General features: G+C 39.7%; 28 protein-coding genes. 9 read left to right on the forward strand and 19 right to left on the reverse strand.

Translation table 11 applies throughout. The features are described from left to right. Positions 1–24 precede the first annotated feature (24 nt). The 7 genes from J9537_RS15950 to J9537_RS15980 all read right to left on the reverse strand — a co-directional run bounded on the left by J9537_RS15950 (position 25) and on the right by J9537_RS15980 (position 5,402). A complete protein-coding gene (locus tag J9537_RS15950; protein WP_083284990.1) occupies positions 25–795 on the reverse strand; it encodes a TraX family protein in 771 nt (256 codons plus the stop codon). 228 nt (positions 796–1,023) lie between these two features. Continuing rightward, positions 1,024–1,734: a GntR family transcriptional regulator gene (locus J9537_RS15955; RefSeq protein ID WP_070509849.1), complete on the reverse strand. Its 711-nt coding sequence runs from the start codon at positions 1,732–1,734 to the stop codon at positions 1,024–1,026. A gap of 44 nt (positions 1,735–1,778) precedes the next feature. Beyond that, positions 1,779–2,678 (reverse strand): class I mannose-6-phosphate isomerase, encoded by a 900-nt coding sequence (locus tag J9537_RS15960; RefSeq protein ID WP_070509852.1) that lies wholly within the window; start codon positions 2,676–2,678, stop codon positions 1,779–1,781. 69 nt (positions 2,679–2,747) lie between these two features. After that, positions 2,748–3,557, reverse strand: a complete 810-nt coding sequence (locus J9537_RS15965) for a PTS system mannose/fructose/sorbose family transporter subunit IID (RefSeq protein WP_070509855.1) — start codon at positions 3,555–3,557, stop codon at positions 2,748–2,750. 12 nt (positions 3,558–3,569) lie between these two features. Then, positions 3,570–4,415, reverse strand: a complete 846-nt coding sequence (locus J9537_RS15970; RefSeq protein ID WP_070509858.1) for a PTS mannose/fructose/sorbose/N-acetylgalactosamine transporter subunit IIC — start codon at positions 4,413–4,415, stop codon at positions 3,570–3,572. Positions 4,416–4,434: 19 nt separating this feature from the next. Next, entirely contained in the window at positions 4,435–4,935 is a 501-nt protein-coding gene (locus J9537_RS15975; RefSeq protein WP_070509861.1) for a PTS sugar transporter subunit IIB, read from the reverse strand. A 53-nt stretch (positions 4,936–4,988) separates the two neighbouring features. Next, positions 4,989–5,402: a PTS sugar transporter subunit IIA gene (locus tag J9537_RS15980; RefSeq protein WP_070509864.1), complete on the reverse strand. Its 414-nt coding sequence runs from the start codon at positions 5,400–5,402 to the stop codon at positions 4,989–4,991. A gap of 154 nt (positions 5,403–5,556) precedes the next feature. On the opposite strand from J9537_RS15980, the gene deoC reads away from it, so the two are divergent. Both deoC and J9537_RS15990 read left to right on the forward strand, forming a co-directional pair. Further along, positions 5,557–6,258 carry a deoxyribose-phosphate aldolase gene (gene deoC / locus J9537_RS15985; RefSeq protein ID WP_070509868.1) on the forward strand — a complete coding sequence of 234 codons (702 nt, stop codon included), beginning with the start codon at positions 5,557–5,559 and terminating at the stop codon, positions 6,256–6,258. An 11-nt stretch (positions 6,259–6,269) separates the two neighbouring features. Then, positions 6,270–7,139 carry an SDR family oxidoreductase gene (locus J9537_RS15990; protein ID WP_070509871.1) on the forward strand — a complete coding sequence of 290 codons (870 nt, stop codon included), beginning with the start codon at positions 6,270–6,272 and terminating at the stop codon, positions 7,137–7,139. Positions 7,140–7,221: 82 nt separating this feature from the next. On the opposite strand, the gene J9537_RS15995 is transcribed toward J9537_RS15990, so the two are convergent. From J9537_RS15995 to J9537_RS16015, 5 genes are read right to left on the reverse strand one after another with little or no spacing between them, the layout of a single operon-like run. Further along, a complete protein-coding gene (locus J9537_RS15995) occupies positions 7,222–7,974 on the reverse strand; it encodes a class II aldolase/adducin family protein (protein ID WP_070509875.1) in 753 nt (250 codons plus the stop codon). Positions 7,975–7,992: 18 nt separating this feature from the next. Beyond that, on the reverse strand, positions 7,993–8,259 hold the full coding sequence (locus J9537_RS16000) for a hypothetical protein (RefSeq protein WP_010743363.1): 267 nt from the start codon (positions 8,257–8,259) through the stop codon (positions 7,993–7,995). A 28-nt stretch (positions 8,260–8,287) separates the two neighbouring features. After that, positions 8,288–9,679 (reverse strand): PTS galactitol transporter subunit IIC, encoded by a 1,392-nt coding sequence (locus J9537_RS16005; protein WP_176746275.1) that lies wholly within the window; start codon positions 9,677–9,679, stop codon positions 8,288–8,290. Between the two features lie 32 nt (positions 9,680–9,711). Then, entirely contained in the window at positions 9,712–10,011 is a 300-nt protein-coding gene (locus J9537_RS16010) for a PTS sugar transporter subunit IIB (protein WP_070509881.1), read from the reverse strand. Positions 10,012–10,051: 40 nt separating this feature from the next. Then, entirely contained in the window at positions 10,052–10,510 is a 459-nt protein-coding gene (locus tag J9537_RS16015; RefSeq protein WP_070509884.1) for a PTS sugar transporter subunit IIA, read from the reverse strand. 290 nt (positions 10,511–10,800) lie between these two features. On the opposite strand from J9537_RS16015, the gene J9537_RS16020 reads away from it, so the two are divergent. The 3 genes from J9537_RS16020 (at position 10,801) to J9537_RS16030 (ending at position 13,529) form a co-directional block, all read left to right on the forward strand. Then, the gene (locus tag J9537_RS16020; protein ID WP_070509886.1) at positions 10,801–11,562 is read left to right on the forward strand and encodes a DeoR/GlpR family DNA-binding transcription regulator; all 762 of its coding nucleotides are present in this window, start codon (positions 10,801–10,803) and stop codon (positions 11,560–11,562) included. Beyond that, positions 11,559–12,530: a 1-phosphofructokinase family hexose kinase gene (locus tag J9537_RS16025; RefSeq protein WP_070509889.1), complete on the forward strand. Its 972-nt coding sequence runs from the start codon at positions 11,559–11,561 to the stop codon at positions 12,528–12,530. The genes J9537_RS16020 and J9537_RS16025 overlap by 4 nt, the downstream gene beginning before the upstream one ends. Positions 12,531–12,665: 135 nt before the next feature. Beyond that, the gene (locus tag J9537_RS16030; RefSeq protein ID WP_070509892.1) at positions 12,666–13,529 is read left to right on the forward strand and encodes a hypothetical protein; all 864 of its coding nucleotides are present in this window, start codon (positions 12,666–12,668) and stop codon (positions 13,527–13,529) included. A gap of 30 nt (positions 13,530–13,559) precedes the next feature. Here J9537_RS16030 and J9537_RS16035 read toward each other — a convergent pair whose 3' ends face one another. From J9537_RS16035 to J9537_RS16050, 4 genes are all read right to left on the reverse strand, one after another. Further along, entirely contained in the window at positions 13,560–15,977 is a 2,418-nt protein-coding gene (locus J9537_RS16035; protein ID WP_070510134.1) for a glycyl radical protein, read from the reverse strand. 160 nt (positions 15,978–16,137) lie between these two features. Beyond that, the gene (locus J9537_RS16040) at positions 16,138–16,605 is read right to left on the reverse strand and encodes a VOC family protein (RefSeq protein WP_070509895.1); all 468 of its coding nucleotides are present in this window, start codon (positions 16,603–16,605) and stop codon (positions 16,138–16,140) included. Between the two features lie 11 nt (positions 16,606–16,616). Continuing rightward, positions 16,617–17,036, reverse strand: coding sequence for a GNAT family N-acetyltransferase (locus tag J9537_RS16045; protein ID WP_070509898.1), 420 nt, complete (start codon positions 17,034–17,036; stop codon positions 16,617–16,619). Between the two features lie 86 nt (positions 17,037–17,122). Beyond that, complete coding sequence (locus tag J9537_RS16050; protein WP_070509901.1) at positions 17,123–17,866, reverse strand: DeoR/GlpR family DNA-binding transcription regulator; 744 nt, start codon at positions 17,864–17,866, stop codon at positions 17,123–17,125. 158 nt (positions 17,867–18,024) lie between these two features. Here J9537_RS16050 and J9537_RS16055 point away from each other — a divergent pair, with 158 nt between their 5' ends. Then, on the forward strand, positions 18,025–18,801 hold the full coding sequence (locus tag J9537_RS16055) for a glycyl-radical enzyme activating protein (protein WP_070509904.1): 777 nt from the start codon (positions 18,025–18,027) through the stop codon (positions 18,799–18,801). Positions 18,802–18,855: 54 nt separating this feature from the next. Here the strand turns inward: J9537_RS16055 and J9537_RS16060 are convergent, their stop codons facing one another. After that, positions 18,856–19,731: a MurR/RpiR family transcriptional regulator gene (locus J9537_RS16060; protein WP_070509907.1), complete on the reverse strand. Its 876-nt coding sequence runs from the start codon at positions 19,729–19,731 to the stop codon at positions 18,856–18,858. Between the two features lie 259 nt (positions 19,732–19,990). On the opposite strand from J9537_RS16060, the gene J9537_RS16065 reads away from it, so the two are divergent. The 3 genes from J9537_RS16065 (at position 19,991) to J9537_RS16075 (ending at position 22,158) form a co-directional block, all read left to right on the forward strand. Further along, positions 19,991–20,410: a hypothetical protein gene (locus tag J9537_RS16065; RefSeq protein ID WP_083284991.1), complete on the forward strand. Its 420-nt coding sequence runs from the start codon at positions 19,991–19,993 to the stop codon at positions 20,408–20,410. A 140-nt stretch (positions 20,411–20,550) separates the two neighbouring features. Then, complete coding sequence (locus J9537_RS16070; protein ID WP_218257656.1) at positions 20,551–21,729, forward strand: iron-containing alcohol dehydrogenase; 1,179 nt, start codon at positions 20,551–20,553, stop codon at positions 21,727–21,729. Between the two features lie 54 nt (positions 21,730–21,783). Then, the gene (locus tag J9537_RS16075; protein ID WP_070509912.1) at positions 21,784–22,158 is read left to right on the forward strand and encodes a MerR family transcriptional regulator; all 375 of its coding nucleotides are present in this window, start codon (positions 21,784–21,786) and stop codon (positions 22,156–22,158) included. A gap of 69 nt (positions 22,159–22,227) precedes the next feature. On the opposite strand, the gene J9537_RS16080 is transcribed toward J9537_RS16075, so the two are convergent. Both J9537_RS16080 and J9537_RS16085 read right to left on the reverse strand, forming a co-directional pair. Continuing rightward, entirely contained in the window at positions 22,228–24,093 is a 1,866-nt protein-coding gene (locus tag J9537_RS16080) for a PTS sucrose transporter subunit IIABC (protein ID WP_070509916.1), read from the reverse strand. After that, entirely contained in the window at positions 24,086–25,801 is a 1,716-nt protein-coding gene (locus J9537_RS16085) for an alpha-glucosidase (protein ID WP_218257657.1), read from the reverse strand. Before J9537_RS16085 ends, J9537_RS16080 begins: the two co-directional genes overlap by 8 nt. Positions 25,802–25,823 lie beyond the last annotated feature (22 nt).

Below are 25,823 nucleotides of genomic sequence, written 5' to 3' on the forward strand. Positions count from 1 at the left end.
TTTCAAGTGATTCGTATCCTCCTTTTATAAAAGCCAGAGTCGGAAAAAATAGAGCAACAATAAATGAACGGGATAAAAGATGTAAAATCCCCATTTAAGAAATTTACTTTTTCTCCCTTGTCTTCCGTGATAAAAAAATAAGAGTGGAATAACCAAAAAGATACCAAATGCATAGGCGGACAAAATCCCTGAACGCAGTATTGTCGGAAAAATATATAAGAAAAGTCCAATAACGCTGAAGCTGAGCATCTGCTTTTTAAAATCCCCACGGTAGAGGCCGAAAAATAATATCCATAAAACAGCAATAAAATTCCAGTCAGCGGTGTAAGCCAGCAAACAACAAACACCCACACAAATCGGTTTCGACCAAAGTGGTCCGCTGCCCCTTTTTATAATTGATAACGCTAACAATCCTAAAGTCAGGCTCCACATCACGCTGGTAGCACCCCACCAAGGTAAATTGAAATACCATACATAAGGAAAATGCGAAATCAATGCAAACAGGAATAAACGTTTCGTATACCGCCTCAAATTAGAAGTATAATAAAACCCTTCCGCAATCAAGTAACACATAATAGGCGCGGTCAGCCTCCCAGGCACACGAAGCAAACTTCCGATGATATCTGGTTGACAGACGAACACCGAGACAAAATGATCAAAAAACATTGCAAGAATAGCTATATATTTTAATAGATTTCCAGAAATATCTATTTTGTGTACAATAGACGTTGTCAACACCCCTATCGGAAAATAATAATATGTTTTAAAAATATATAATATACCTAAGAAGAACATATTCTTTATATTCCAAATTGTACCATATATAATAAATAAATCCTAAAATCATTATTTTTATTTTTAATTAAGACATTTGCATCTCTGTATTATTAGATATATTCACTATTGGCATATAGATTATTACGTTTTCCCTGCAAACCAGTACAAAAAATCTAGGAAAACGAAAGCCTGATTTATCAGCTTTTGACCTCCTAGATTACATTTACTTCGCTATATGATTGAATATTATTGTGTTAACTCAAAAACGAAATAGTTAATATCACCACGATACTTCGAAATCGAATACTCGACAGGAACACGATTTTCAGAAAAACCCTGCGTATGAAAATAGAACATCGGGTCACCTTCTTCAACATCTAACAAATCACTAATCGTTTCATCTGCTTTAATGACCTCTAATTTCCGTGTGACTGTTCTGATTGGATACCCCATCTCTTCAAAAACCTGATACATTTTTTCTTTAGTAAAATCAACCTCTTGAAATTTTGGAAACAACTCGAAAGGTATATAACTAGTAACTAAAACTACAGGCTTCAGCTCCGCGTAACGCAGCCGCGTTAGTTTATAAACCGAGTCCCCTTGATTCACCTCTAGATTTTCAGCAACTTCTTCGTTCGCTACCACCTTTTTGAAATTTAAGACTTTTGTTTTAGGAATGATTCCCTTACGGCTCATTTCTGAATCAAAACTCTCAATTACATGAGTAAATTCTTGCTGGATTTTATTTTTTTTGACAATTGTTCCTCTTTTTTTACGCTTTTCTAAATAGCCTTCATCCACTAACGCCTGCACTGCCTGACGCACTGTAGGTCGACTAACACTGTATTGTTCAGCTAATTCCATTTCAGTTGGGATAAGTTGGTTCTCCGCGTATTCTCCATTTTGAATCTTCTCCAATAAATCCATTCGAATTTTTTTATGTAAAGGGATATTCATAAGCTACCTACTCCTCAATTAATTGTCTCCATTATAACATATTACTATTTCCAATATTTTTTCGGTGTAGCTAATACCGCTTCGACTGACTCCGGCAACTCAACCATCTCTTCTTTCAATAAAACCAAACTTTGACCTGCTTTACAAACAGTATCTGCAATAACCATTTCACCTGAAAGAATCGTGAGAATACTCGCTAATTCAGACTTATTTTCTATAATCTGTCTACCCACTAGATGCTGTATTGTAAATGCACTTTGATCAAATACATCGTTCGGCGCAAACGTTCGCCGTTCTACTTGCTGCTCTGGTCGCAAGGTTTCAATTGCCTTAACAACGTGTAGAGTGCGCTTCTTTCCATTTGTATCTAGTCGATCGTAATCATAAAAACGATACGTAATATCTGTGGCTTGCTGAATTTCGTAAACAAGAGATCCTTTCGTTAAAGCATGAATCGTACCAGATGGAATATAGATTAACTCGTGCTTTTTCACAGGATACTCTCGTAATATCTCTGTATACTCATTCTTTTCTGCTGCTGCTAAAATTACTGATTTCTTAGGTACCTGTTGCTCTGCATAAATCCATCCTGCTTCTGGCGGTGTCAGAAAATACCATGCCTCACTTTTCCCATAAGGCATTTTCTCCACTTTCTGAGCATATTCATCTGTCGGATGAACTTGAATGCTGAGATTTTCATCACAGGCTGTAAAGGAAATTATTAATGGATAAACTTCCCCCGCTTCTAATCCAAATTTTTCTGGTTTCTCTGTAATCAATTCACTAAAAGTCTTCTCTTCATTGACCACTGAACAATCAATATCGGCTATTCCACTAGCTGAATATACTGACCCGATTTTCTCCACTTGTTGATCACCGCTATAGCCATGCAGTCTTGGTGTTCCCCAAATACGTTCTCGTGATTCTGGTTTTAGTATATACATAATATCCTCCTAAATATATTTTACTCTCAACGAAAGAAGACGCGTTTCATTAGAAACACGCCTCCAATGCTAGAACACTCCAATAACAACACCAATTGCTGAAATAACCGTCAAAACAAGAATCACCTTCGTTGCGGTCATTTGCTTATTTGTCAATAAATACCATGCTAAAAGAACCATTACCAAAGGAAGGACGTTAGGAAAAATTCCATCCAAAACATCTTGCAGCTTTTGAACGTCATCCCCCATTGGAATTTTAATCTTTGTTGTCAAGGCGATATTTGAAGCCGCTAAGCCACCCACAACCATAATTCCTAAAATATTGAAGGCGTCAGTAATTCGTTTCGCATTCTCCCCAATGATAACGTCTATCGCACTTACACCTAATCGATAACCATTCATGAAACAAAGGTAAGAAATCAAAGGACCGATAATTCCATAACTAACAATATAAAAAATAGGACCTAACGCGTTTCCACCTGCCGCTAACCCCATCGCAATGGACAGTAATATTGGTACAATAATGCCTTGAATGATCGAATCGCCAATTCCCGCCAAAGGGCCCATTAATGTCGTCTTGATATTTACAGGCATTTCCTCAGGAACATCTCCACCAATAGCGATCTCTTCTTCTAATGAAGCAACGATACCGTTGATCAGCTGACCTGTTTGTGGTTCAGTATTATAAAACATGGAGTGCCTTAATAATAATCTGCGTTTTGCCTCCGGATCATTTTTGTAATACTTCTCAGCAAATGGCAAATAGGAATACGCCCATGCATGTGCTTGTAGTTTTTCGTAACTCATTGATGATAAATGTGTAAATCCCCAACGTTTCCAAATCTGACGTAACTCTTTTTTCGTTAATCGCTCTTCCATTTCATTTCCTCCTTAAAACAGATCGTCATCTTCATAAGCAGCTTCGGTTTGTTCAATCGTCGCATCCGATACAGCCGCAAATTTACTATCACTACTGCCTTTTCCGGTACTTAAGTAAACAATATAGGCTACCATAGCTGCTAAAAACACTAATGCGATCATGTTTAATTTGGCGAATGCCATCAGTACAAATCCCGCGAAAAAGAAGACTAGATGAACCTTTTCCTTAACAACAATCCCCATCAACATCGCAATCCCCAAGGCTGGTAAAACACCGCCTAATACTGAGATCGTATCTGTAACAACTTGAGGAACATTTGTCAAAAGCCAATCGACTAACCCACGACCGAAGAAAATTGCTGCAAAAATAGGAATTGCCCGAAGTAAGAAGGTCGTTAACTGGGGATAAGCAATATGATTTAACATAATCCCACGATCATCGTTTTCCTCTGCAGCCTTTTGTGCCCGAGTATTCCAAAATGAATACAACGCCATACGAGTATTGTAAAAAATAAGTCCAAAAGTCTGACCAATTAGAATCGCTAAGGTTACTGCCACCGCTGGTTCTCTAGTTGTTGCTAATGCCAGTCCAATGCCGCCATAAGCTGCATAAGTAATCTCGCTATTGGTTGCACCACCCGTAGATAGATTGGCGATAAAGACCGCCTGTACCGCTAAGCCACATAGAACACCGGCTTGCACATCTCCAAAAGCAATCCCTACCAAAAAACCAGCTACTAAAGGACGTCCCACGACATAAAAACCACCACTCATACCAAATAACCAGGGACTTTCGATCGCACCCAAGTAACAAAAAATCCCTGTCAGTAACGCTGGTAAAAATAAACTCCCATCCATCTTTTTTCCTCCTTTAAAGTTACTCCCTAGTTAGCGAATCATATTTCGCTTTCATAGTTTTCCAAGGTTTAGGCTCGTCATCCGGTAAAAGCTGAAAACCGATATCGATTCCTTGTTGATCCATATACTCAAAGGCTTGATAATCCATTTCATCAATCGCCACCGTTCTTCCTAAAACCTTCGCCCCTTCTCTCGTATTCATAGGACCGACATTTAGTTTTCCACCGAAATCAATCCCCAATCGTACCAACTCAGCAAAAGTTTGAGGTGAATTGCTAATCAGAAAAAAATCTTTTGATGAGTCTTTGCCTTTAGGAACGCTCTCAATTGCTTGTTCAGTGGTATAGATTCCCAACTTTAAATTCCCGGCAGCAGCTTTTAATACTTTTTTTCGCAGATCATCTTTTGCAATATCGTCTCCTACTACTAAAATTCCTTGTACCGATCGTGCTTTTGTCCATCTTGTTGTTGTTTGACCGTGAATCACACGATCATCAATTCTTGCTAGTGTTATCGTCATCTTCGCTTCCTCCTATATGAACTTTTTTTACTCATAGACCAATAAAATCTTTTTTAAAATTCCAGATCATTCTCCATTGACGACTCTTCTGTGACGCCTTGAATTCCTCCTCTTCCAATTTCAATCGCCATTTCAACCAATTCAATCAAGCTTTTATTTGATAAGTTCAATCCTACTTCTATTACCATCGGCAGATTCATTCCAGCAACCACACCAATGTGCTCCTGATCCAAAAGGTATTGTTTGTAGGCTTCGTTATAAGGCGTCCCTCCTTTGATGTCCGTCAATATCAACACATCTTCCTTTTCTCGTTTCGCTAGCATCATCGCTAACCCGTCAGAAAAATCTTGAATCCCAGCATCTGTTAAACTAAGCGTAAAAATATCTTGGCTTTCACCAGCAATCATTTGATAACTATCTAATAGACCTTCACAAAACTTTCCATGGCTTATCAAAAATAGTTTCATTCATTCATCCCTCTCTTTATATGTAATTACATTTTATTTTATGTCATAACTATAATTCCTTAGGAAAGCGTTGTCAACTACTTTTTTACTTATTGACACATCCGATTTTATGCTTTATTATATTTTATGTAATTACATATTAGGAGGGAATTTTATGAGGACTTACACTATTGACGAACTATCTCGTTTTATCGACCACACCAATCTAAAACCAACAGCTACTAAAGAAGAAATGCGAATTTTATGTGATGAAGCCAAAGATTATCACTTCAAAATGGTCGCAATTAATCAAGTCCAGTCTGAATTATGCAGCCAGTTGCTAGAAAATACTGACATCAATGTTGGTGCAGCCATTAGTTTTCCATTAGGCCAAACATCTATTGACGCAAAAATTGCCGAAACAAAGGATGCAATAAAAAAAGGGGCGACAGAAATAGATTACGTTATTAATCTCACCGAAGTTAAAGCAAAAAATTGGGCTTACTTACAAACTGAAATGGAAAAAATCGTTACCATCTGCAATGAAAATCAGGTGATTTCAAAGGTTATCTTCGAGAATGCTTATCTTGATGAAGAGGAAAAAATTGCTCTATGTAAAATCGCTAAATCCGTAAAACCAGATTTCATTAAAACATCTACAGGCTTCGCACCTTCAGGGGCAACGTTTGAAGATGTTCAACTAATGAAGAAACATGTCGGCACAGATGTAAAAGTAAAAGCTGCTGGAGGTATTCGTGATGCAGAAACGTTTAAAAAAATGATCGTCTGCGGTGCGGAACGTATCGGCACAAGCTCAGGCATCTCTATCATTGACTCGTTAAGGAAGGAAGCTGTTGATGGGAAGATTACGATTTAGGAGCGTCCAAAATGTTTAAAATAGCTATTACAGGGGCCAATGGGTACCTAGCATCTCTCATCCAAGCAAGCAACAACGCTCGTTTTAACTTTATACCGATCACACGAAAAGACGTCGATTTAACAAATACTCAGGCCGTTACAAAGTTGTTTCAAGCGTTAGAATACGATCTCGTCTTTCATACTGCTGCTCGTCCACAAACAGCAGATTGTGAGCAAAATCCGAGAGACACTTATAAGGTAAATACCGAGAGTGCCATCAATATTGCAAAGGTTTGTCATGAGAAGAATGCTCGATTTGTTTTTTTGAGTACAGAACAAGTGTTTAATAATCGGAGCGAGGGCGCTCCCTATACTGAAGAAAGCCAAGTTGACAGCACCTCTGTTTATGGTCAGCAAAAAATGGAAGTCGAAAAATATTTAAGTGATCATAATAATGATGCAGTGATTTTACGCCTTTCTTGGATGATGGGTCTTTCTTTCCCTGGTGTTAGAAGCAGTCCAAACATCATTGAAAACGTAGTGAATGCGCTCTTTTATAAAAAAAAGACTCACTTTTCAGTCAACGAAACTCGCGGAATGACCTATGGAAAAAATTTGGCTGAACAATTTGAAAAAATCATTCATTTACCAAGAGGCATCTATCATTTTTCCAGTCAAAATGATTTGTCCACGTATGAGGCAGCAAGGCTTATTGGGAAAGCTCTTGGATATAATGACTCACTTATCAATCAATATATCTTGCCAGATCATCAACGATTTGCAGATCGGTTTCGAGATTTGCGCCTGTCAACAAACAAAATTGAATCACACGGCATTCGCTCTTCTACATTCGAAAATGATGTTCATACTTGCTTGACTGATTTCGGTTGGCTGAAGTGAAGTAAAGAAAAAAAGTTGTTTCGCACGATCGCGAAACAACTTTTTTCTTTACGTGGTAATCAACTAAAATACTTATTAACAGTTAATCTCCTCCCGCAAATATTTCCTCACGGTTATAGATTGGCGTATGTCCCTTCAAATCCGCAAGCGTTCCAACCTGTTTTCCTTTTGAATAGTAACCATCTAATAAACCTAACGATTGGAAAATCGTCTGCTTATAGGCGATCTCTGCATTCCATTCAGTAGTATCAAGAATCTGCAAAGCCTTATGGATTGCTTCAATTCCTGTTTCTCCTGGTGCACTAATAAGCACGCCATGACTGTTTAGCAGCAGCATATTTGGCAGCTCCAGATTCTCTTTTTTCATATAGTTTGAGACTAATTCCGCTAGTTCAGGGGAACAATTCGGCTCAAAATCAAGTACCGGAACATAACCGACTTTTTGTGTCGCCTCCGTTAAATTCGGCATATCTAACCCTGCCGTTGCCCAAAACATTGCATTAGGCGCATGTGCGTGCAGCACCGCTTTGATTTCAGGGTTCGTATCATAGACTGCCTCATGCAGGTTGATTTCACGTGTCAATTTTCCAACACCATCGATAACTTTTCTGGTATGAGGCTCGACAACTAAAATTTGTGCTGAGGATACCTCACCTAAGTAGGCTTCAGACATCATGGTTGGGGTCATAATAATGTATTCTTTTCCATGTTGATCTGTCGTTTTAAATGAAAAGTTGCCTCCTGCGACATTTGTATTCTTTCTTGCGAAAATCAATTTCACAATCCGTGCTAGATCTTCACGTTCTCTTTCAAAAATCATTCGTCCATCTGACATAGTCGAGACCACCTTTTTCTATTTTTTGAATAGTTTCTTACTGGTAATAGCTGTTTGCGCGGCCTGTCGAACCCGCATCGCGTCTTCGTATTTTTTCCTTCTGCGTTCGTCATACTCTTTAAACAAAACTGGATTTCCATACTTATAAACGATGATAGCCAAACCGATTGCAATAAGATTAAAAAGAATTTGCTGTGTCAAGAAGGCTAGGATAAAGCTGAGTATTGCAAGAAACAACACAGCGAACCATTTCGTTTTTTCTTTGTTCTCTCTTTTCTTTTCCATCCACTTTCCCTGCCCTTCCATGATTGGTTTAGCTAGCGACTTTTACGCCCTTAACTTTTTTCTCTGCCAGTTCTTCATATCTTTGACTCGGAACTTTAGCTTTGTTCATATATTTGTACAACCAAACAAACATCGCGATAAAAATAACCGCTCCAACAATTCCTAAAATATTGCCTTTAAAGGCCTCTGCAAATAGAATACGGAATTCTGGTCCTTCAATCGATGACCAAGTAATCTGTTGGCCTTTTTTGATCCCTTCAACAGCCCCAGTTTTATCTGCCAGACCTGTTAAAATCGGTGTTAAATACGTTGCAGCATATAAGTAAATCGGCATAGAAATCACGCCCATAATCAGCATTCTAACAAGATTACCACCCGTTAACAGCAAGCCGCCTACAGCAATCGAATAGTTGATAATACCCGCTAACGGTAAGACAGCATTGCCAGGTAAAATAATCGCATAGCCAATAAATACAGGCACTAATAGAATCGCCGTCACCCAAATTTCAGAACGACCTGCCAGTACTGGCCAGTCTAATCCGATATAAACTTCGCGATCTTTAAAGCGTTTCTTCATCATTTCAGACATGGCATCTGCTAATGGTGACAGTGATTGCATGAACATTTTTGAAATCATTGGGAATAAAGCCATCGCTGTCGCAATTTGAATCGCTAAATTTAATGATCCAGAGACACCATAAGCTGCAGCTAATCCTAGCCCCAAACCGATAATAAAGCCCATCACAGAATTTTCGGAGAAGACGCCGATTTTTTTCTTCAATGCCTTTGTGTCGGAACGCTTGTTAAAGAAAGGAATTTTATCCATGATGACATTAATCGGCAATAACAACACTGCGGAAATATTCATTAAATGCGTAACGGTTACCAACGGAATCCCAGTCAAATCTTCAATATGCCGCTGGAACATGTCGCCCATTTTTAATTCCAGAATTACCTGAGCAATCGCTGTCGCAAAACCAGCTATCAAACTGCCACTGATAAAATAGACTAAATAAGCAGTTAATGCTTTTCCCCAAACGTTCCACATGTCAACGTTCAACGTTTTCGTCCAGTTCAAAATTAACATGACAAAATTCACGCCTAACACGACTGCGAAGAAAACAAACGCATACGACCAAGACCAAGTGATACTTGCTGCACCTGTCCAGCCCAAGTCTAAAGCCGGCAAGTTAATCCCGGTATTTTTAGCTAACGCTTCTGAAGCTGGGCTCACAGCATTAGACATAAACCCAATAACCATTGACATCCCGGTAAAGGCAATCCCTAAGGTAATCGCTGACATAAATGCCTTTTTGAACTTCATTCCTACGACAAGTCCTAAAATCAAAATAATCAATGGAACAAAAATAGCTGAACCTAACCCTAAGATATAATTGATGATGTCCTGAAATATTTGCACACTTCTCACTTCTTTCTCTATTTTTTTATTCGTTAGTCAACCAACGCCTTGATATCTTCATAAATTTGATCCGCTCCCATTCCTGTCAGAAAAGGAATCCCCGGAAAAACCTTTACTCCTAATTCATCTGCTTTTTCTAACACCTCATCATCTGGTTGCGCAACATACACATAGATTCCTGTGGACGGCAACTCGTTTTGAATGGATTTGTAATCAACCGCCTCAACCGGAAAATCAATCCCATCATCCTCTAACAATCCAGCAATCTTACTAGCAATCGTTTGGCTCGTCGCCACGCCACTTCCACATGCAACAATCAATCTTCTTTTCATCTCAAATTCCTCCAACTTCTATAAGTTAATATATTTTTGATTAAATATTTTGTGTAAACAATTGATAAATATTTGTTTTATCCTGTTCTGCCATAAAGGTTCTTACAAAGTCTTCTTTCATAAATAATTCCATAAACGCTTGAAGTAAACCCACTTGCCCTTTGGGATCTTTAATGCCAAGGAAGAATAAGTTCTTAACTCCCATCTCTTGGCTATCGCCCATTTGCTTGACCTTTACCTCATTTTTTAATCGCGCAATATAAACAAACGGCTTTTCAATATATTCCGGATCAGAATGCGGCAGAGCAATATTCAGATGCTGCGTAATCAATCCAGTGGGAAATTGTTTTTCTCTTGCGGTAATGCCTTTTAAGTACCCATCATTGACAAAGCCCAGTGCTTTTAAATGCGCAGCCACCGTTTCAAAAACTTTTTCTTCGCTTTCTCCTTCTACTTCGAGACTGATCAGCTGTTTATCAAACATGTCCTTGTAGTTCACGTACGTTCGCTCCTCCCCAACTCGCGTTGAAATAATTTGTTAATCTTTGTTAACATTTGTTTTACAATGTAAATATACAACGGCAAAAACCGTTTGTCAACGCTTTCTTTTTCTTTTTTATTTTTAAAAAAATCGCTTCATTAAATTGATCCAGAAAATATTAACAAACTTTAACAACAATGAACATTTTATCCTTGCTTTTTTCTCCTTTAAATGCTATTAATTAATGTATAGACATGGCCACTTGATTGATGGTCTATTGTAAGAGCTTACTTATATGAGGTGATTTCATGTTAAAAAAAGAACGTCAGGAAAAAATTTTGGATTTGTTACATGCAAATGACTACCTATCCATTCCAGAAATATCTTCAAATTTGAAGGTCTCCGATATGACGATTCGGAGAGATATCAACGAATTAGCGGAAAAATCTTTATTAGTGAAAATTTATGGCGGTGCACAAAAGTTAGAAAAAATCGAACAGGAATTATCCACTCAAGAAAAAATTGATACCAATGTGTCGGAGAAAAAATTCATTGGAAAAGTGATGAACAGTATTATTTCCGATAATGACACGATTTACATCGGTGCAGGAACTACGATGCTTCATGCTTTGCCAGAAATAAAAAAAGCAAACTTATTTGTCATCACAAATAGTTTGCTGGCTTTTAATTATTTAATCTATAACACCGATTATCGCGTCCTGTTAACTGGTGGTGAATTTTCTCGTACCACTGAAGAATTTTACGGGGAAATTGCTGAAAAGAGCTTTGACAATTTGAATATTGATATTGCTTTTGCGGCAACAAACGGGGTCTTCGATAATAACGTCACAACCGCAAATTCTATCGAAGGTTCGATTCAACGAGTGGCTTTTGCCCATTCTCGCAAAAAATGCGTGGTTGCTGACAGCTCTAAATTTAACCGTTCAGATGTGTACACCTTCTATTCCTTATCAGATGTGGACTATTTAGTCACCGATGATCAGCTTTCAGACACGACATTTGAATACTACAGCTCATTTACGACGATCATCAAGGAGGAGCAGGAATGATATTAACGATTACACTTAATCCATCAATGGACTACAATTACCTTGTTTCTTCACTGACACTCGATCAAGTCAATCGTGTCGAAAATCCTCACACTTCCATTGGCGGAAAAGGTATCAATGCTGGCAGAGTCATCGCACAATCTGGCGAAGGCGTAGTTTTGACAGGTATTTTGGGTGGTCCAGTTGGGAAAATGATTCTAGATACCTTGATTGCAGAAGGACGCTATCAGCTAGAGTTTCTCCCTGTAGAAGGCAACTCAAGAAACGCCATCACCATTATGCACGACGGCAATACACATACTGAACTCGTAGAAAAAGGACTCTACTTATCGAAGGAAAATGAGCAGCTCTTTTTCCAGCATGTAGCAACTCTTTTAAAAAAATACGCAATTGATACGATTTGTATTTCCGGATCGGTTAATTCTGATGACTCAAACTTTCATCTACACTTATTAAGCTTTATTCGATCAATTGTAGGTACAGAATTTCCGATTTTAATGGATATTTCTGGCAAACAGCTGGAGAATGTTTTAACACAGCAAGCTGTTCGTCCTAGCTTTATTAAGCCTAATACCCATGAGTTAGAAGAATTAGTAGGAAAGGAGATTCTTTCCGCTGAGGAACTGATTACTATTTTAAAGGAACCGCTATTTGACAATATTGAAACAATCATGATTTCCCAAGGAGGCGACGGCGCCATTGTCAAGCATCATTCAACAATCTATGATGTACAAATTCCGCAAGTTGAGATTGTGAATACTACAGGTTGTGGAGATTCAACAGTTGGAGGAATGGCCTTTGCGATCAGTCGTGGTTATGCGATGGAGGATGCGATCAAATATGCGATGGCCTGCGGCATTTCCAATTCATTGTTTGAGACAAACGGTACGATTGATCCAAAACAAGTAGAAAAATTCACTGAAGTAGTTAAATTAACAGAAATTAATGAGCTAAGTATCAAAGGATAGAAAAACACACGCTACCAAGGAATAACTTGAACAGTGTGCGTTTTACACGATTTATTCGTCTCACTTTCACAATTTTTTAAACAGTTCTACTTCATTCAAACTTTGAGATAATAACTACGAAAGGCTGTGAAAGAAATGGATAAAGCTCTGATGATACGTATTGCAACTGATCATGGAGAATTAGTCAAAGATCCTCTACTACATCTCGAACAGTCAGACATTATACAAAAGTATACTAGGCTAAAAGACCTAAAACCATTAGGAAAAATTTTTGCCTTGATTGGTCTATCAGAAATTCCATACACAGAGCAGTTGCCATTCACTCAAGAATTGATCACATTTGTAAATCAACATTTGGCAACCCCGGATGGCTTTTCATATACTGGAAAATCAGAAGAAATCGTCCCCTGTTACAACGCTCTGCTCTTTGAAGCTTATTGCCGCCTTGGATTAGGACATTCAAAAGAAGCGCAGAGTGCTCTTAGCTGGATCAAGCAGTATCAGGTTTTTGATCGTAACCAGAAAACTAGTTGGCCTCACAAAGGAATCTGTAAGTTTGGCGGCTGTATGAAAAAGGTGCCTTGTTTTATTGGTATCGGAAAAACAGTGCGGGCCTTATTAACCTATCAGGACCTAGTTGATCCCAATGATGAAAAGGTCAACGAAATGATTCATTTAGGACTTGAGTATATGTTGCAGCACAATCTGTTCCGCCGACGATCGAATGGCCAACCGATCAGTGCTCATATCACTGAAAACATGGTTCCGCAAAGCTACCATCTTTCGCTGACAGACCTCGCGTATATTGTTGAAAAAGGGAAGTGCGCTCATGACTCGCGAGTAAAAGATTTACAGCAGCTGATTTATGAGAAAAAGACTCGAAACGGGGGCTGGAAAATCGACTACATCTATAAATATAGTGGTTATGTTCCTTTTGATAATCGTCGACGAGATTCAGAGTGGCTAGATTATTTATATCATAAAATCGAAAAGACTTGATGAATTCGCTATTCATCAAGTCTTACTTTGTTAAATCACATGCTCTGTCCGTTCGATAATGTCATCTTGTGTTGCTTTTGATAATACATTGAAGAATGCTGAGTAGCCAGCCACCCGCACGATCAAATCGCGGTGTTTTTCTGGATGCTTTTGCGCATCGATCAAGGTGTCTCTTGACACCACATTGTATTGAATGTGGTATCCGTGCAGTTTATTGAAGAAAGCCCGTAACAACATAATCAATTTTTGTTTGTCTTCTTCTTTGGCTAACGTTTGCGGATTGACCTTCTGATTCAAAAGCACCCCGCCAAGAATGTCCTCTGTACTTAACTTCGAAACGGATTTCAAGACAGCCGTTGGTCCATTTTTATCCATATTATGCGATGGTGAACATCCTTCTGCCAACGGTACCCACGCATTTCGCCCATCTGGTGTGGCCATCGTTGCTCGACCTTGGCCAACATTCGCTGAAATCGAAGACGTTCCTGAATAGCGAATCCCGCCGATTGGTCCGCGACCATAACGAGTATTTGGATATTTTGCGATTTCATCAATGTAGCTGTCGTAGGCTTCGGTAATCAGTTGATCGACCGAATCATCGTCATTCCCGTATTTTGGTACATCATTCAGAATCATTTGTTGGATTTCCTGACTGCGTTCACTACCGTAATCAGTTATCAAGGCCTCCCATAATTCATCCGGCGCCACTTTTTCTTCTTCAAAAACCAGTTGCTTGATCGCCGCCAATGAATCCGCCATGTTGGCGATGCCGACTTGCAGTCCAGAAATAAAATCATACACCGCGCCGCCCTCTTTCAAGGTTTTCCCGCGACCAATACAATCTTCCGTCAATGCTGAACATAAAATATCCGGCACCTCTCGTTCCAAGCCAAGATCGATGGCATTTTCCACGATCACACTCATTCGCGTTAATTCTCGTACTGTTTTATCCCACGCTTCCTGTAAATCCTCGTAAGATTTCATGTCTTTAAAATGCCCATAGCCCTTAACAAAACGCTTGCCAGAAACTGGATCGATCCCATCGTTCATAGCAATCATCAAGATTTTCGGGAAGTTCATGTAGCTCATCCCGGTACAACGATAACCCCATTTCCCCGGCACAGCCGTTTCTACACAACCGATCGCGCTATAATCGTAAGCATCTTCTTCTGTTACTCCAACCTTCATGAATGATTGAATAATAATCTCATCATTATTAAAGGCTGGCATTCCAAAGCCCAGCTTCATCACTTCTATGCATTCATTCATGAAACGATTATCAAGCCCTGAATGGTAGCGAACCGTCAAATTCGGCTGCGGCAATTTTGTTTGAGCGACACTCCGTAAAACTAAATAAGACAATTCGTTTACAGCATCTTTTTTGTCCCGAGTTTGACCGCCAATAGTAACATTTTGATAGAGGGGACTACCTGCACTGCTGAGTGTATGGGATTGGCTGCGGACTTTATTGACCGTTAGTGTTTTGATCCAAAGATTGGTCAATAGTTCCACTGCTTGGTCTTCAGTGATGGTCCCTTTGTCTAAGTCAGCCTTCAAATAAGGATACATATATTGATCAAAACGACCGTAGGATAATGAATGCCCGTTTGATTCAATTTGTAAAATCAATTGAATAAACCAAGTGGCCTGAATCGCTTCTTGGAAAGTCTCCGCTGGTTCATAAGGAACCTTGCCGCAAATTCGGCTGATCTCTAGTAATTCAGCGCGACGTTTAGGATCAGCTGTCTCGGCTTTTTCCTTAGCCAAAGCTGAGAAGCGCTCCGCAAATGTTTTCACCGCATCGATTACGATCAGAACGGCTTTATAAAATTGATACTTATCGAGACTTTCCGGAATCGTCAGATCAAGGGCTGCTTTTTCCTTCAACGTTCGTTCCTTGTACCCCTTTAGACCTACCTTCAACATTTGCCCATAATCCACCGCTAAATGAGCATCACCAGAATTCAGCTTGCCCTCCATTCCGAAGAAACCAGTTTCCATGAAGACACTCACTTCATCCGGTAGTAACGCCCAGCCCTTCGCACGCAGATTATTATTTTCCCAAAACGGTGCGATCGAGCGTAAATCTTCTTTAGTCTTCTCTGTAATATAGAAAACATCGCCATCTCGTTTTTCAAACAGATCCAATTCGTTCAATACAAATTCCATTGTATATTCAGGAAAAATCGGCGCATCTCGGTTGGAGGAGGCTTGGTTTCCGACGATTAATGTGTCTTCTTCAATATAAATCGACATTTTTTCCAAAATATTTTGCAGCATCAATGCGCGTTTCACTGTACTGGGCTGATTTTGATGTTCCTTATACGCTTCTGTCGCAAGCAAAGCTCGCTCTGCATCAATATAGGGCTTTTTTGTCAATACCGATTCGCGAAAATGATTCATGCGACTTGATAATTTTCCAAAATACGGTGCGTTTTGTTCTTTCATTTGAATAGTCATGATTACACCCTCCGTTTTCATTCGAAACTAAATTAATCTTCTTTCGTAATTATCATAGCATGTGAATAGACGCACAGTCAATAGAACTTCAAACGATTTCAATTCAAAAAGAGATATTGCACATTCGTGCAATATCTCTTTTCTTAAGTTAGTCCAAAATATTTTCGATGTATTGAACGTCCACACCCGTTCGCTCAGCGGTTTCTCCAATCGTAAGCCCAGAATTAATGAAGCCTTTGACCACCATCGCAATACTCTCGGCCACCTCAATAATGTGCTTATCCAAATCATAGAAGCGGATCGCTCTTTGCCCCCATTCATGCTCTATTAACGGATGCAGATAGACGATATCCTCTCGCGCTTCTAACATAGCAACAAAACCGTCCATGTCGTCGGTTTCAAAGTATAACTCAATGGCATTGTTCTCAAGCACGACATCCGTTTCCTTCTTATTGATGAAGTCCGCCCAAGTATCGACAGTCTGTAAGGATAAGCCGCCCGTCATTTGAACATGTACACCCGCATCCACTATTACTTCCAAGCCTAAAAGAGAATGATAAAATTCTTTGGCCTTATCAATATTCTCCACAGCGATCAGTGTTCCTTGATAGTTCATTTGTTTTCCTCCTAAATATTTTTAATAAAAAACATTTCCATCGGCTGCTGAAATTCAGGAACCGTAATCAGTAAACTGCCTGCTTCTTGATAGCCTAGCTTACGATAAAAATGCTGCGCCTGTTCATCCACTTGAGTAGAGGTCAAAAGTAGTTTGTAACCCGAATCTCGCATATCATTCTCCCAAAAATCCATTAACGCTCTACCGTAGCCCTTTCTTTGATACTCGTTCTTTACATGCAGCATCGTGCAAAATGGATGCTCGTCCCAGAAAAGATTGTATCGCAGCAAGCCCACAGATATTCCTTCAACGAGCAAGACACACCCCATCTTGTTACGAACCTTTTGATCAAATTGTTCTCTGGGTAACGCATGATCCAATGAATACCAAAATGCGCGATCTGAATCTTGTACATAACGAATGTTTCTCACAATTCGTCACCACCAGTTTTCTAATAGTATAGCATTTTACTAAAAGAAAAAATCAGCCAGATTAAACTCTGACTGATTTTCCATGACTATACCGTAAATACCTCAATATTTTCTTTCTGCAAAAATTTCCGTGCCTCATCTTCAATCATTCCATCTGTATAGACCTTGCTGATCTCACTAAAGGCAAACTCAGAAACAACCCCGTTTTGTGAAAATTTACTAGAATCAGTCAAAACGATCGTTTGGTTCGCCGCTGTTGCCAACATACGGGTCGTATCGCAGCGAGTGATATCACTTCCGGTAAAGCCTCTGCGCTTATCAAAGCCGTCAATTCCAACAAATAATTTATCGACGTAAAACTCATTGATCACCTGTTTAACTAATGGCCCCACATTGACTTGGGATTCTTTTTGATACTCGCCGCCAATTAAGATCACCTTTACCGACTCCGCCTTACGAACATAGGAAGCAATAAAACAAGAGTTAGTAATGATCGTAATATCGTTTCGATTAAAGGCAAGCTCTTCTGCTAATAACGCACAGGTTGATCCTGATTCGATCATGATCACTTCTCCGTCATGAACGATTTTACTGGCCTCCAGTGCAATCTTGCGTTTCAGATCATAGTTTTGAGCCAGCCGATAGTTGATATCGTCCATATTATTCAGTAGTGCATAGCCATGCTGGCGGTGAAGCAGCCCACGAGCTTCTAATTTATCTAAATCCTTTCGAATCGTTACTTTCGAAACATTTAATAATTCCGAAAGCTGATTGACCTCGATTTTTTTCTTCTTGCTGACAATCGCAAGAATCTCTTCTTCTCTAGACATCTATTCTTCTCCATTTATCCTGTATTCTTTTTATCAGACTATCATAGTTTTCGTAAACGAACAACTTTTTAAGTATTTTTAGTTTCGTACGTAATATTTATTGTTTACGTTGACAATTTTATGTGCTACACTCAAGGGGACTTAGAGGAGGGTTTTCGATGACTGATCAAGCATGTATTTTCAATATCCAAAAATTTAGTATCCATGATGGTCCCGGCATTCGTACGGTTGTATTCTTCAAAGGATGCCCCTTGCGTTGTTACTGGTGCTCAAACCCCGAATCTCAAAATGGCAAACCTGAGCAAATGTGGGATACGCAAAAAAATACCCATACAACAGTGGGCGAATACAAAACAATGGATGAGATCATTACTGAAGTTATGAAGGATGAAGCTTTCTATGAAGAATCCGAAGGCGGAGTCACCCTTTCCGGCGGGGAGGTCTTGTATCAAGCAGCGTTTGCTACGGAACTGCTGCGCCAGTTAAAAGCGAAGAATATCCACACTGCTAGTGAAACGACTGGCTATGCCAAGCCTGAGGTATTTCTTCCGTTTATTGAACAGGTAAACTTGCTGTATTTCGATATTAAACATCATGATGAAGAGCAGCACAAGGTCGGTACTGGTGTTTCATTGAAGCCGATTTTAAAAAATCTTTCCTTGGCTTTGAAGCAGCAACAGAATCTTGTCGTGCGAATCCCTGTTATTCCTGGTTACAACGATGGACCAGAAAATGCTGAAGCATTCGCTAGCTTATTCAATCAAATGGGACTCTCGACAGTCGAACTCCTCCCCTTCCACCAATTTGGCGAAAAAAAATATGCGTCCTTGGACCGCACGTATCAAATGCAAGATATTCCTCAATTGCATACCGAGGACTTGGAATATTTCAAAGCCATTTTAGAGAATCATCAAATAACGTGTAAAGTACACTAAAAGACCGAACTGTTCTTACTGAGCAGTTCGGTCTTTTTATCTAATCATGAAGTTCTACTCCCTAAGAATCTCGGAATCAGAAAAGCGATCATTTTCAATTTTTTTCGATGAAGCAATTTTTAATGCCACATTGGCATCATAGTCTAATGCGAATACACAGGAATATATGACATTTAATAAATAATTGATTGCCGCATCCGTGGAATAGGTAGAAATCTTAGAATATAGTTTTTCACGTGTACACAGTCGAAGGATTGCATCCGCGTAACGAGCGGTCGTATTTTCCCCCATACTAGTAATAGTAATCACTGGAATATTCTGTTCAACTAATAATTTGGCGACCTGATTAAGACTGCCAGTTTCACCGGAATAAGTGATAATCAGTCCACAGGAATCCTGTTTAGCTAAATACGCATTAAAAAATATTTCTCCTTGAATAGAATGGATTTTCACTTCCTTTTTGATTCGACTCATTTGATGTGAAAATTCCTGAGCAACTAGCAAATTATTACTTGCTGCAAAAATATTGATTTCAGAGGACCTAGCAATCATATCCACAACTCTGCGCAAATCGTCATGGGTAATCAGTGAAAGGGTATCTTCAATGGATTCTATTTCCAAACGAGCAATTTTGTTGGCGATCGTCATGAGTGAATCTCTTTTTGTAAAGGGATAATTTGCGTCGATGCAAGAAACACTCTTCTCTAAATAATCCAGTTCATTGAGGAAGTCTGCCTTTAAAGCCGTCCAGCCGCTATAATTCAACTTCTTAGCAATACGGACTAACGTAGATTTCGATGAAAAGGTAGCTGCGGCGATTTCTGCCGTTGTTTTATTTTGGATATTTCGTTGCTGCTCAAGTAAATAATCCACTACCTGCTTTTCACTAGTAGTGAAGGGTTGAGTCTCTAACCTTTCTTGTAAAAGCATCCTTAGTTCCTCCTAAACGTTAATGAAACGGTTGTTCAAAAAAATTGATTATTTTTCCATTGTTTTTGGAACGCTGTTTCTGTTTATTTTAAAGGGATTTAAAACCATTGTATCAGTTGCTATGATGATTTCAAGAAGCAGCCCGACGCTTTTCTTTTACCCCTCAATTCTTTTTGATTGACTTCGAGCGTAGTAGAGGTATTATGGTAACTTTGTGCTATTTCTAGTGATTCTCCTGTATGTAGAAAGGAAGAGAACGATGCCAAAAATGAAAAAACTGACCATTATCAGAGAAACTCAGAGTAATAGAATTGTCGATACCCTAGTAGATCGTTTTAAAGAGCTTGCTGAAAAAGAAAAACTTTCGGTCCAAGTAACGGTTGTTCCTTTTGATGAAAAAGCTAATCAAGAACTAACTGGTGATATTCTGCTATTAAGTCTTCCCTTAATGAATGAACTGCATTATTTGAATCGATTAAAAAGTAGATTCTATTTTGTCTCCTTCATTGATCCCTATGCCTATGCCCTAATTGACGAGAAAAGACTGTTAAAACAACTTCAGTTGATCGAACAGTTCAAAACCGAAGAGATAGGAAAATTTCATCCACGAAACAGCTGGACCTACACCGATTATTATCTTGCCACCACTCAAATGAAAAAAGAACAAGCAGCAAGTTAATGAACCTGTAAAAACCTTATGTTTGCCGATTAACGGGAAACATAAGGTTTTTTCGAATCATTTTTAGTTTTCCTGTTGACTTAGAGTGTAGTCGAAGTACTAAGCTAAATTTGTACAAGGAAAACAAAGGAGTGGTTCAGATGAATCAAACGGAATTTTATGCCCCTACCAAAGTAATTTTTGGCGAAGATACAGAACAACAGGTTGGTGAAGTGATTGCTAACTATGGTTTCAAAAAGGTCTTGATCCATTACGGAGGACAAAGTGCCTTACGTTCAGGATTAATCCATCAAATCAAACACTCGCTAATCAAACATGCCATTCCATTTGTAGAATTGGGTGGTGTTGTTCCCAACCCTGTCTTATCCCTCGTTTATGAAGGGATTGCTTTAGCTAAAGCGGAAAAGGTTGATTTCATTCTTGCTGTTGGAGGCGGTAGCGTAATCGATTCAGCAAAAGCAATCGGCTATGGCGTGGCAAATGACCAAGATGTTTGGGACTTTTACAGCTCCACCGCTAAACCCGAAGCCTGTCTTCCTATTGGAACGATCTTAACAATTGCCGCTGCGGGCAGTGAGATGAGCAACGGGTCCGTGATAACGAACGAAATGGGAAATTTAAAGCGTAGCTGTGATACTGATTTGAGTCGACCACTTTTTAGCATCATGGATCCAAAATTGACTCTGACCTTATCAGATTATCAGACCGCGGCTGGTTGTGTAGACATTATGATGCATACGATGGAGCGCTATTTTAATCATGGTGAGAACATGGAGATCACGGATCGGATCAGTGAAAGTTTATTGCGTGTAGTTATGAAAAATGCCTTGATTCTAACGAAAGATCCGCAAAATTTAACTGCTCGAAGTGAAGTCATGTGGGCAAGCAGTCTCTCACATAATGGCTTGACTGGTTTCGGAACAGATGGCGGTGATTTTGCAACCCATAAAATCGAGCACGAATTAAGTGGGATGTATGGTGTGACTCATGGCGCAGGATTAGCAGTTGTCTGGCCAAATTGGGCACGCTATGTTTACAAAGAACGGATCGAGCGCTTTGTTCAATTCGCTGTCAATGTAATGGAAATCGTTCCGTGTAAATGCGCTGAAGAAACTGCACTAAAAGGCATCCACGCGATGGAAAACTTTTATCATGCCATCAATATGCCTACTACCTTAAAAGAACTAGGACTGGAGCCAACAGAGGCCGATTTAAAAGAAATGGCTGAAAAATGCGATTATCGGTCAGACGGGACGATTGGTATCGTTAAAAAATTGACCGTATCAGATGTCTTCGCTATTCTAAAATGTTCGCGCTAATGTGAGGAATCATCTGTTAAAATAAAAGAAAACGATTCAAAAGGAGAAAAAATAATGGGGTATAAAATCAGCGAGATTTCAAAAAAGACGGGACTCAGTGCCTATACCTTAAGATTTTATGATCAGAAAGGTCTGCTTCCCTTTGTTGCCCGGGATGAAAACGGGAGACGTCATTTCAAAGATGAGGATTTAGAGTTTCTTTCAATTATCACTTGCTTAAAGGATACCGGGATGCAGCTCAGTGAAATAAAGCAATTTGTTGAATGGTCAATGAACGGCGATCCCACTTATAAAAAAAGACTTGATTTTTTTACAGAGCATAAAAAAGAAGTTGAAAAACAACTGGCCCAAACACAAGCCTATCTCTCAAAAATCGATCGAAAAATTGACAAATACACACGCCAACACGAAGCAGCAATCAAAGAGTAAGATTGCTTTCAAAAAAGAAGCCCTTGTCCATAAGCAGACGGGGGCTTCTTTTCTACATCGATAAGGTATCTATGATCCTAAAATGGGTTGCACATAATCCTGATTGTATTCCAACCCTGCAATCGTTTCTTTCGAATTAGTGATGATTACCATCACAGTCGCATCTTTTCCTTTAGCCTCGATCCTTTTCAAATCAATCGTTCCAATCACTTGACCTTGTTGAATCATTTCGCCCTCTTTGATAGTTAAGTTGAAAGGAGCGCCATTTAATTCAACGGTATCGATGCCTAGATGAAGCAATAATTCCATGCCGTCATCCGTCACGATCCCGATGGCGTGTTTCGTTGGTGCGATCATTTTTACAATCCCAGAAATAGGTGCTTTGATCGTTCCATTACTTGGTAAGACCGCAAACCCTTCTCCCATCATTTTGCTGGCAAACACCTGGTCATTGACTTCCGTGATCGGAATAATCTCGCCTTCGATCGGTGAATATACCTTGACGTTTTGGATACTTCCTTGGGTTTTCGCCACTTTTTCAACGGTGTCACTTTTTTTAATAACGAATAGATTTGTCAGTACATAGGCCAAAATAAAGGTTGCGATTCCCACCACTACGTAGGTAATCACTTGATAAGGTTCGTAAATGTACATCAAAGGTGAGAGTAAAACAGCTAAACCATAGCTATTCGCTTGAATGCCTAATAATGAGAGAACCATACCGCCAACGGCAGAACTGCCTAACATGACTAAGATCGCTTTCATTCCGGTACGCATCACTACCCCGAACAAGGCCGGTTCGCTTACTCCCAGCATTTGGGTAATAGTTGCCGAGATACCTGCTGTTTTCACTGAAGCACTTTTTGTCCGTAAAGCAATCGCCAAACAGACCGCCGCATTCGCAAAGCCATACATTGCACAAACAGTGATCAGCGGATTAAAGCCAGTCGAAGCAATTAACGAGGTCTCAATCATAATGAACATATGGTGCATCCCGGTCATTACGGCAATCGGATATAAGAAACCGATAATCAAACCGCCAATCCCCAACGGCAGGTGCAGAAACAGTTCAATCACTTTCACTGCTTGAACTTCAAAAGCATGAACGATGGGACCTAAGACAAACAACGCGACAAATACGGAGACAAGAATCACTAAAAATGGTGTAAAAATTAAATCCATCGCATTCGGCATGATTTTCCGTAATTTTTTCTCCAACGTCGCACCGATCATCCCGGTGATCAACGCCGTTAGAATCGAGCCTTGATAACCGACAAGCGGGATCATTCCAAAAGCCATAATTGGTTCCGCCGTTCCCCCTGCCACTGCGTATGCATTTGGCAACGCTGGAGAAACCAGCATCAACCCGATCAAGAATCCAATAATTGGCAGTCCGCCCATCTTTTTAAACGCGGACCAGCAGATAAAAGCGGTTAGAAAACCAAACGCGGTGTCCGTCAAAACAGTGACAGAGGCACTCAACCATTCTGGAATACTATCGGGCGTTAACCCCATCACATTTAGAACGGTTTCATTGAACAGTACTCCCTTCAATCCAAGGAAAAGACCGGTCGCACCAAGAATCGGGATGATTGGAACAAAAATATCCGCGATATTTCTAACGGCTCGCTGCAGCGGAGACGAATCATCCTTCGCCATTTGATCCTTCGATACCTCATTAAATGAATAAATCGATTGCAAAGCATCATAAACTTTATTAACGATTCCTGTTCCTAGAATGATTTGATACTGCCCGGCATTATAAAAGACTCCTTTGACTTCTTCGACTTGTTCCACCTGACTGTCATCAATGGCCTTGCGATCTTTTACCTGCAATCGTAAACGGGTCGCGCAGTGCGTAGCGGAGACAATATTATCTTCTCCTACGACTGCAACCAGTTTTTTAGCGATCTCTTGATAGTTTGTTTTAGTCATGATTTTCATCCTTTCTGATGACAACGGCTTGGTAAGGCTGCAATACCTTCATCCCAGCTTGCTCCTTCAATTCGTGATAATTGTTCAATAAAACCTCGCCTGAAGTCTTGATTTCCTGCTCCTGATTGCTTAGATTGACAAACACTTGCACGGTTTCCTTTCCAACTCGTTCATAAGCAATCACTGCATCGGCTGTATTCAATGGAACAAACTGACCATAAATCAAAGTGTCGCGATATTCCGAATGATTTCGTAAGTGGATCATTTGCTGATAGTGAGAAAAAACAGAGTCTGAACGGTTAATCTGATCCGCTGCATTCACCTCAGCTTGATCTCCCGTCAATTTTAACCATGACTCGTTTGATTTACTAAATCCTGCATTCGCTGTAGCGTTCCAAGAAAACGGCGTACGGGTATTGTCTCTCGAACGTTGATTAACAAAATTCAGCGCTTCTTCCTTAGAAAATCCTTCTAGCAATGAACGATGGTAATTATCAATACTGGACACATCATTGAAATCCTCGATTGACTCCCGTTGAAAGTTCTTCATCCCGATTTCTTGTCCTTGATAAATAAATGGTGTCCCTCGTAAGAAAAAGAACATTGTTCCTAATGCCTTCGCTCCTATCTCGTTCTGATAGCGTTTATCCGTGATATATTTTGATAGTGATCGTGGTTGATCATGGTTTTCTAAGAAATTGGCACCCCATCCGCTCTTTTGGATCGCGTTTTGACTTTTAAAAACCAACTCTTTCAAGTCCTGTGGCTGCCAATTGGTGCGGCGGAACCATTCGCTACCATTTTCCACATCGACATCTGCGTAATGAAAGTCAAAAATCATATTGAAATAGCCGTCTTCACCTATATATTGATCATATTGATCATAGGGAACGCCGGGGGCTTCACCGACACTGACGCATCGATATTTTTGGAAAGTCTCGCGGTTTAATTCTGTTAAGAATTTTTCGATCCCGGGACGATTTCTAGTTTTATTTTTGACACTGCCTAAGCCATCACTGCCGTCAATTTCTACGTCTCCGTAGTCCTGATCCTTTTTGATAAAGGTGATCGAATCGATGCGAAAACCAGCAATTCCCTTCTCCAGCCACCAATTGATCATTTCATAGATTTCTTGTCTCAAGGCTGGATTTTCCCAATTCAGATCAGGCTGTCTTTTATCAAAGGTATGGAAATAATACATGTTGTCCTCATTTGGTACTGGCTCCCAAACACTGCCGCCAAAAATCGAACGCCAATTATTCGGCAGGTTGCCCTTTTTACCCGCTTTAAAAATATAATAATCACGATAGGGACTTTTTGGATCTGCTAAGGCAGCTTGGAACCACGCATGTTCGTCAGAAGAATGGTTGACGACTAAATCAAGAATCACTTTCATTCCTCTCGCCTTCGCAGCTTCGATCAACTCCGTTAAATCCTCCATCGTACCAAATTCTACTTGTATACCTTTATAATCGGCTATATCGTACCCATTATCAACCATTGGCGAGGTAAAAATTGGACAAATCCATAGCATCGTTACACCAAGCTCTGCTAAATAGTCCAGCTTCTGGGTAATCCCTTTAATATCACCAATGCCGTCCCCGTTGCTGTCGTAAAAACTCTTCGGATAAATCTGATAGACGACTTCTTCCTTCCAAAAATTCTGTTCCTCATTTTGTTGCTGCTTTTCCTTTAAAATCATTTCCATGAATGTTCTCTCCTTTTTGTGG

It is taken from the genome of Enterococcus raffinosus (genome assembly GCF_019175485.1).
GTDB lineage: Bacteria > Bacillota > Bacilli > Lactobacillales > Enterococcaceae > Enterococcus_A > Enterococcus_A raffinosus.

Coding starts and splice junctions, on each gene's coding strand:
- J9537_RS16035 (WP_070510134.1), bottom strand. CDS start 15,977: ATGAAAGAACAAAACGCACCGTATTTTGGAAAATTATCAAGTCGCATG.
- J9537_RS16040 (WP_070509895.1), bottom strand. CDS start 16,605: ATGAACTATCAAGGAACACTGATCGCTGTGGAGAATATTGATAAGGCC.
- J9537_RS15960 (WP_070509852.1), bottom strand. CDS start 2,678: ATGTATATACTAAAACCAGAATCACGAGAACGTATTTGGGGAACACCA.
- J9537_RS15980 (WP_070509864.1), bottom strand. CDS start 5,402: ATGAAACTATTTTTGATAAGCCATGGAAAGTTTTGTGAAGGTCTATTA.
- J9537_RS15970 (WP_070509858.1), bottom strand. CDS start 4,415: ATGGATGGGAGTTTATTTTTACCAGCGTTACTGACAGGGATTTTTTGT.
- J9537_RS15995 (WP_070509875.1), bottom strand. CDS start 7,974: ATGTCAGATGGACGAATGATTTTTGAAAGAGAACGTGAAGATCTAGCA.
- J9537_RS15975 (WP_070509861.1), bottom strand. CDS start 4,935: ATGACGATAACACTAGCAAGAATTGATGATCGTGTGATTCACGGTCAA.
- J9537_RS16000 (WP_010743363.1), bottom strand. CDS start 8,259: ATGGAAAAGAAAAGAGAGAACAAAGAAAAAACGAAATGGTTCGCTGTG.
- J9537_RS15965 (WP_070509855.1), bottom strand. CDS start 3,557: ATGGAAGAGCGATTAACGAAAAAAGAGTTACGTCAGATTTGGAAACGT.
- J9537_RS16030 (WP_070509892.1), top strand. CDS start 12,666: ATGGATAAAGCTCTGATGATACGTATTGCAACTGATCATGGAGAATTA.
- J9537_RS16020 (WP_070509886.1), top strand. CDS start 10,801: ATGTTAAAAAAAGAACGTCAGGAAAAAATTTTGGATTTGTTACATGCA.
- J9537_RS16060 (WP_070509907.1), bottom strand. CDS start 19,731: ATGCTTTTACAAGAAAGGTTAGAGACTCAACCCTTCACTACTAGTGAA.
- J9537_RS16065 (WP_083284991.1), top strand. CDS start 19,991: ATGCCAAAAATGAAAAAACTGACCATTATCAGAGAAACTCAGAGTAAT.
- J9537_RS15950 (WP_083284990.1), bottom strand. CDS start 795: ATGTTCTTCTTAGGTATATTATATATTTTTAAAACATATTATTATTTT.
- J9537_RS16080 (WP_070509916.1), bottom strand. CDS start 24,093: ATGACTAAAACAAACTATCAAGAGATCGCTAAAAAACTGGTTGCAGTC.
- J9537_RS15990 (WP_070509871.1), top strand. CDS start 6,270: ATGTTTAAAATAGCTATTACAGGGGCCAATGGGTACCTAGCATCTCTC.
- J9537_RS16085 (WP_218257657.1), bottom strand. CDS start 25,801: ATGGAAATGATTTTAAAGGAAAAGCAGCAACAAAATGAGGAACAGAAT.
- J9537_RS16025 (WP_070509889.1), top strand. CDS start 11,559: ATGATATTAACGATTACACTTAATCCATCAATGGACTACAATTACCTT.
- J9537_RS16050 (WP_070509901.1), bottom strand. CDS start 17,866: ATGTCTAGAGAAGAAGAGATTCTTGCGATTGTCAGCAAGAAGAAAAAA.
- J9537_RS16075 (WP_070509912.1), top strand. CDS start 21,784: ATGGGGTATAAAATCAGCGAGATTTCAAAAAAGACGGGACTCAGTGCC.
- deoC (WP_070509868.1), top strand. CDS start 5,557: ATGAGGACTTACACTATTGACGAACTATCTCGTTTTATCGACCACACC.
- J9537_RS16055 (WP_070509904.1), top strand. CDS start 18,025: ATGACTGATCAAGCATGTATTTTCAATATCCAAAAATTTAGTATCCAT.
- J9537_RS16010 (WP_070509881.1), bottom strand. CDS start 10,011: ATGAAAAGAAGATTGATTGTTGCATGTGGAAGTGGCGTGGCGACGAGC.
- J9537_RS16070 (WP_218257656.1), top strand. CDS start 20,551: ATGAATCAAACGGAATTTTATGCCCCTACCAAAGTAATTTTTGGCGAA.
- J9537_RS15955 (WP_070509849.1), bottom strand. CDS start 1,734: ATGAATATCCCTTTACATAAAAAAATTCGAATGGATTTATTGGAGAAG.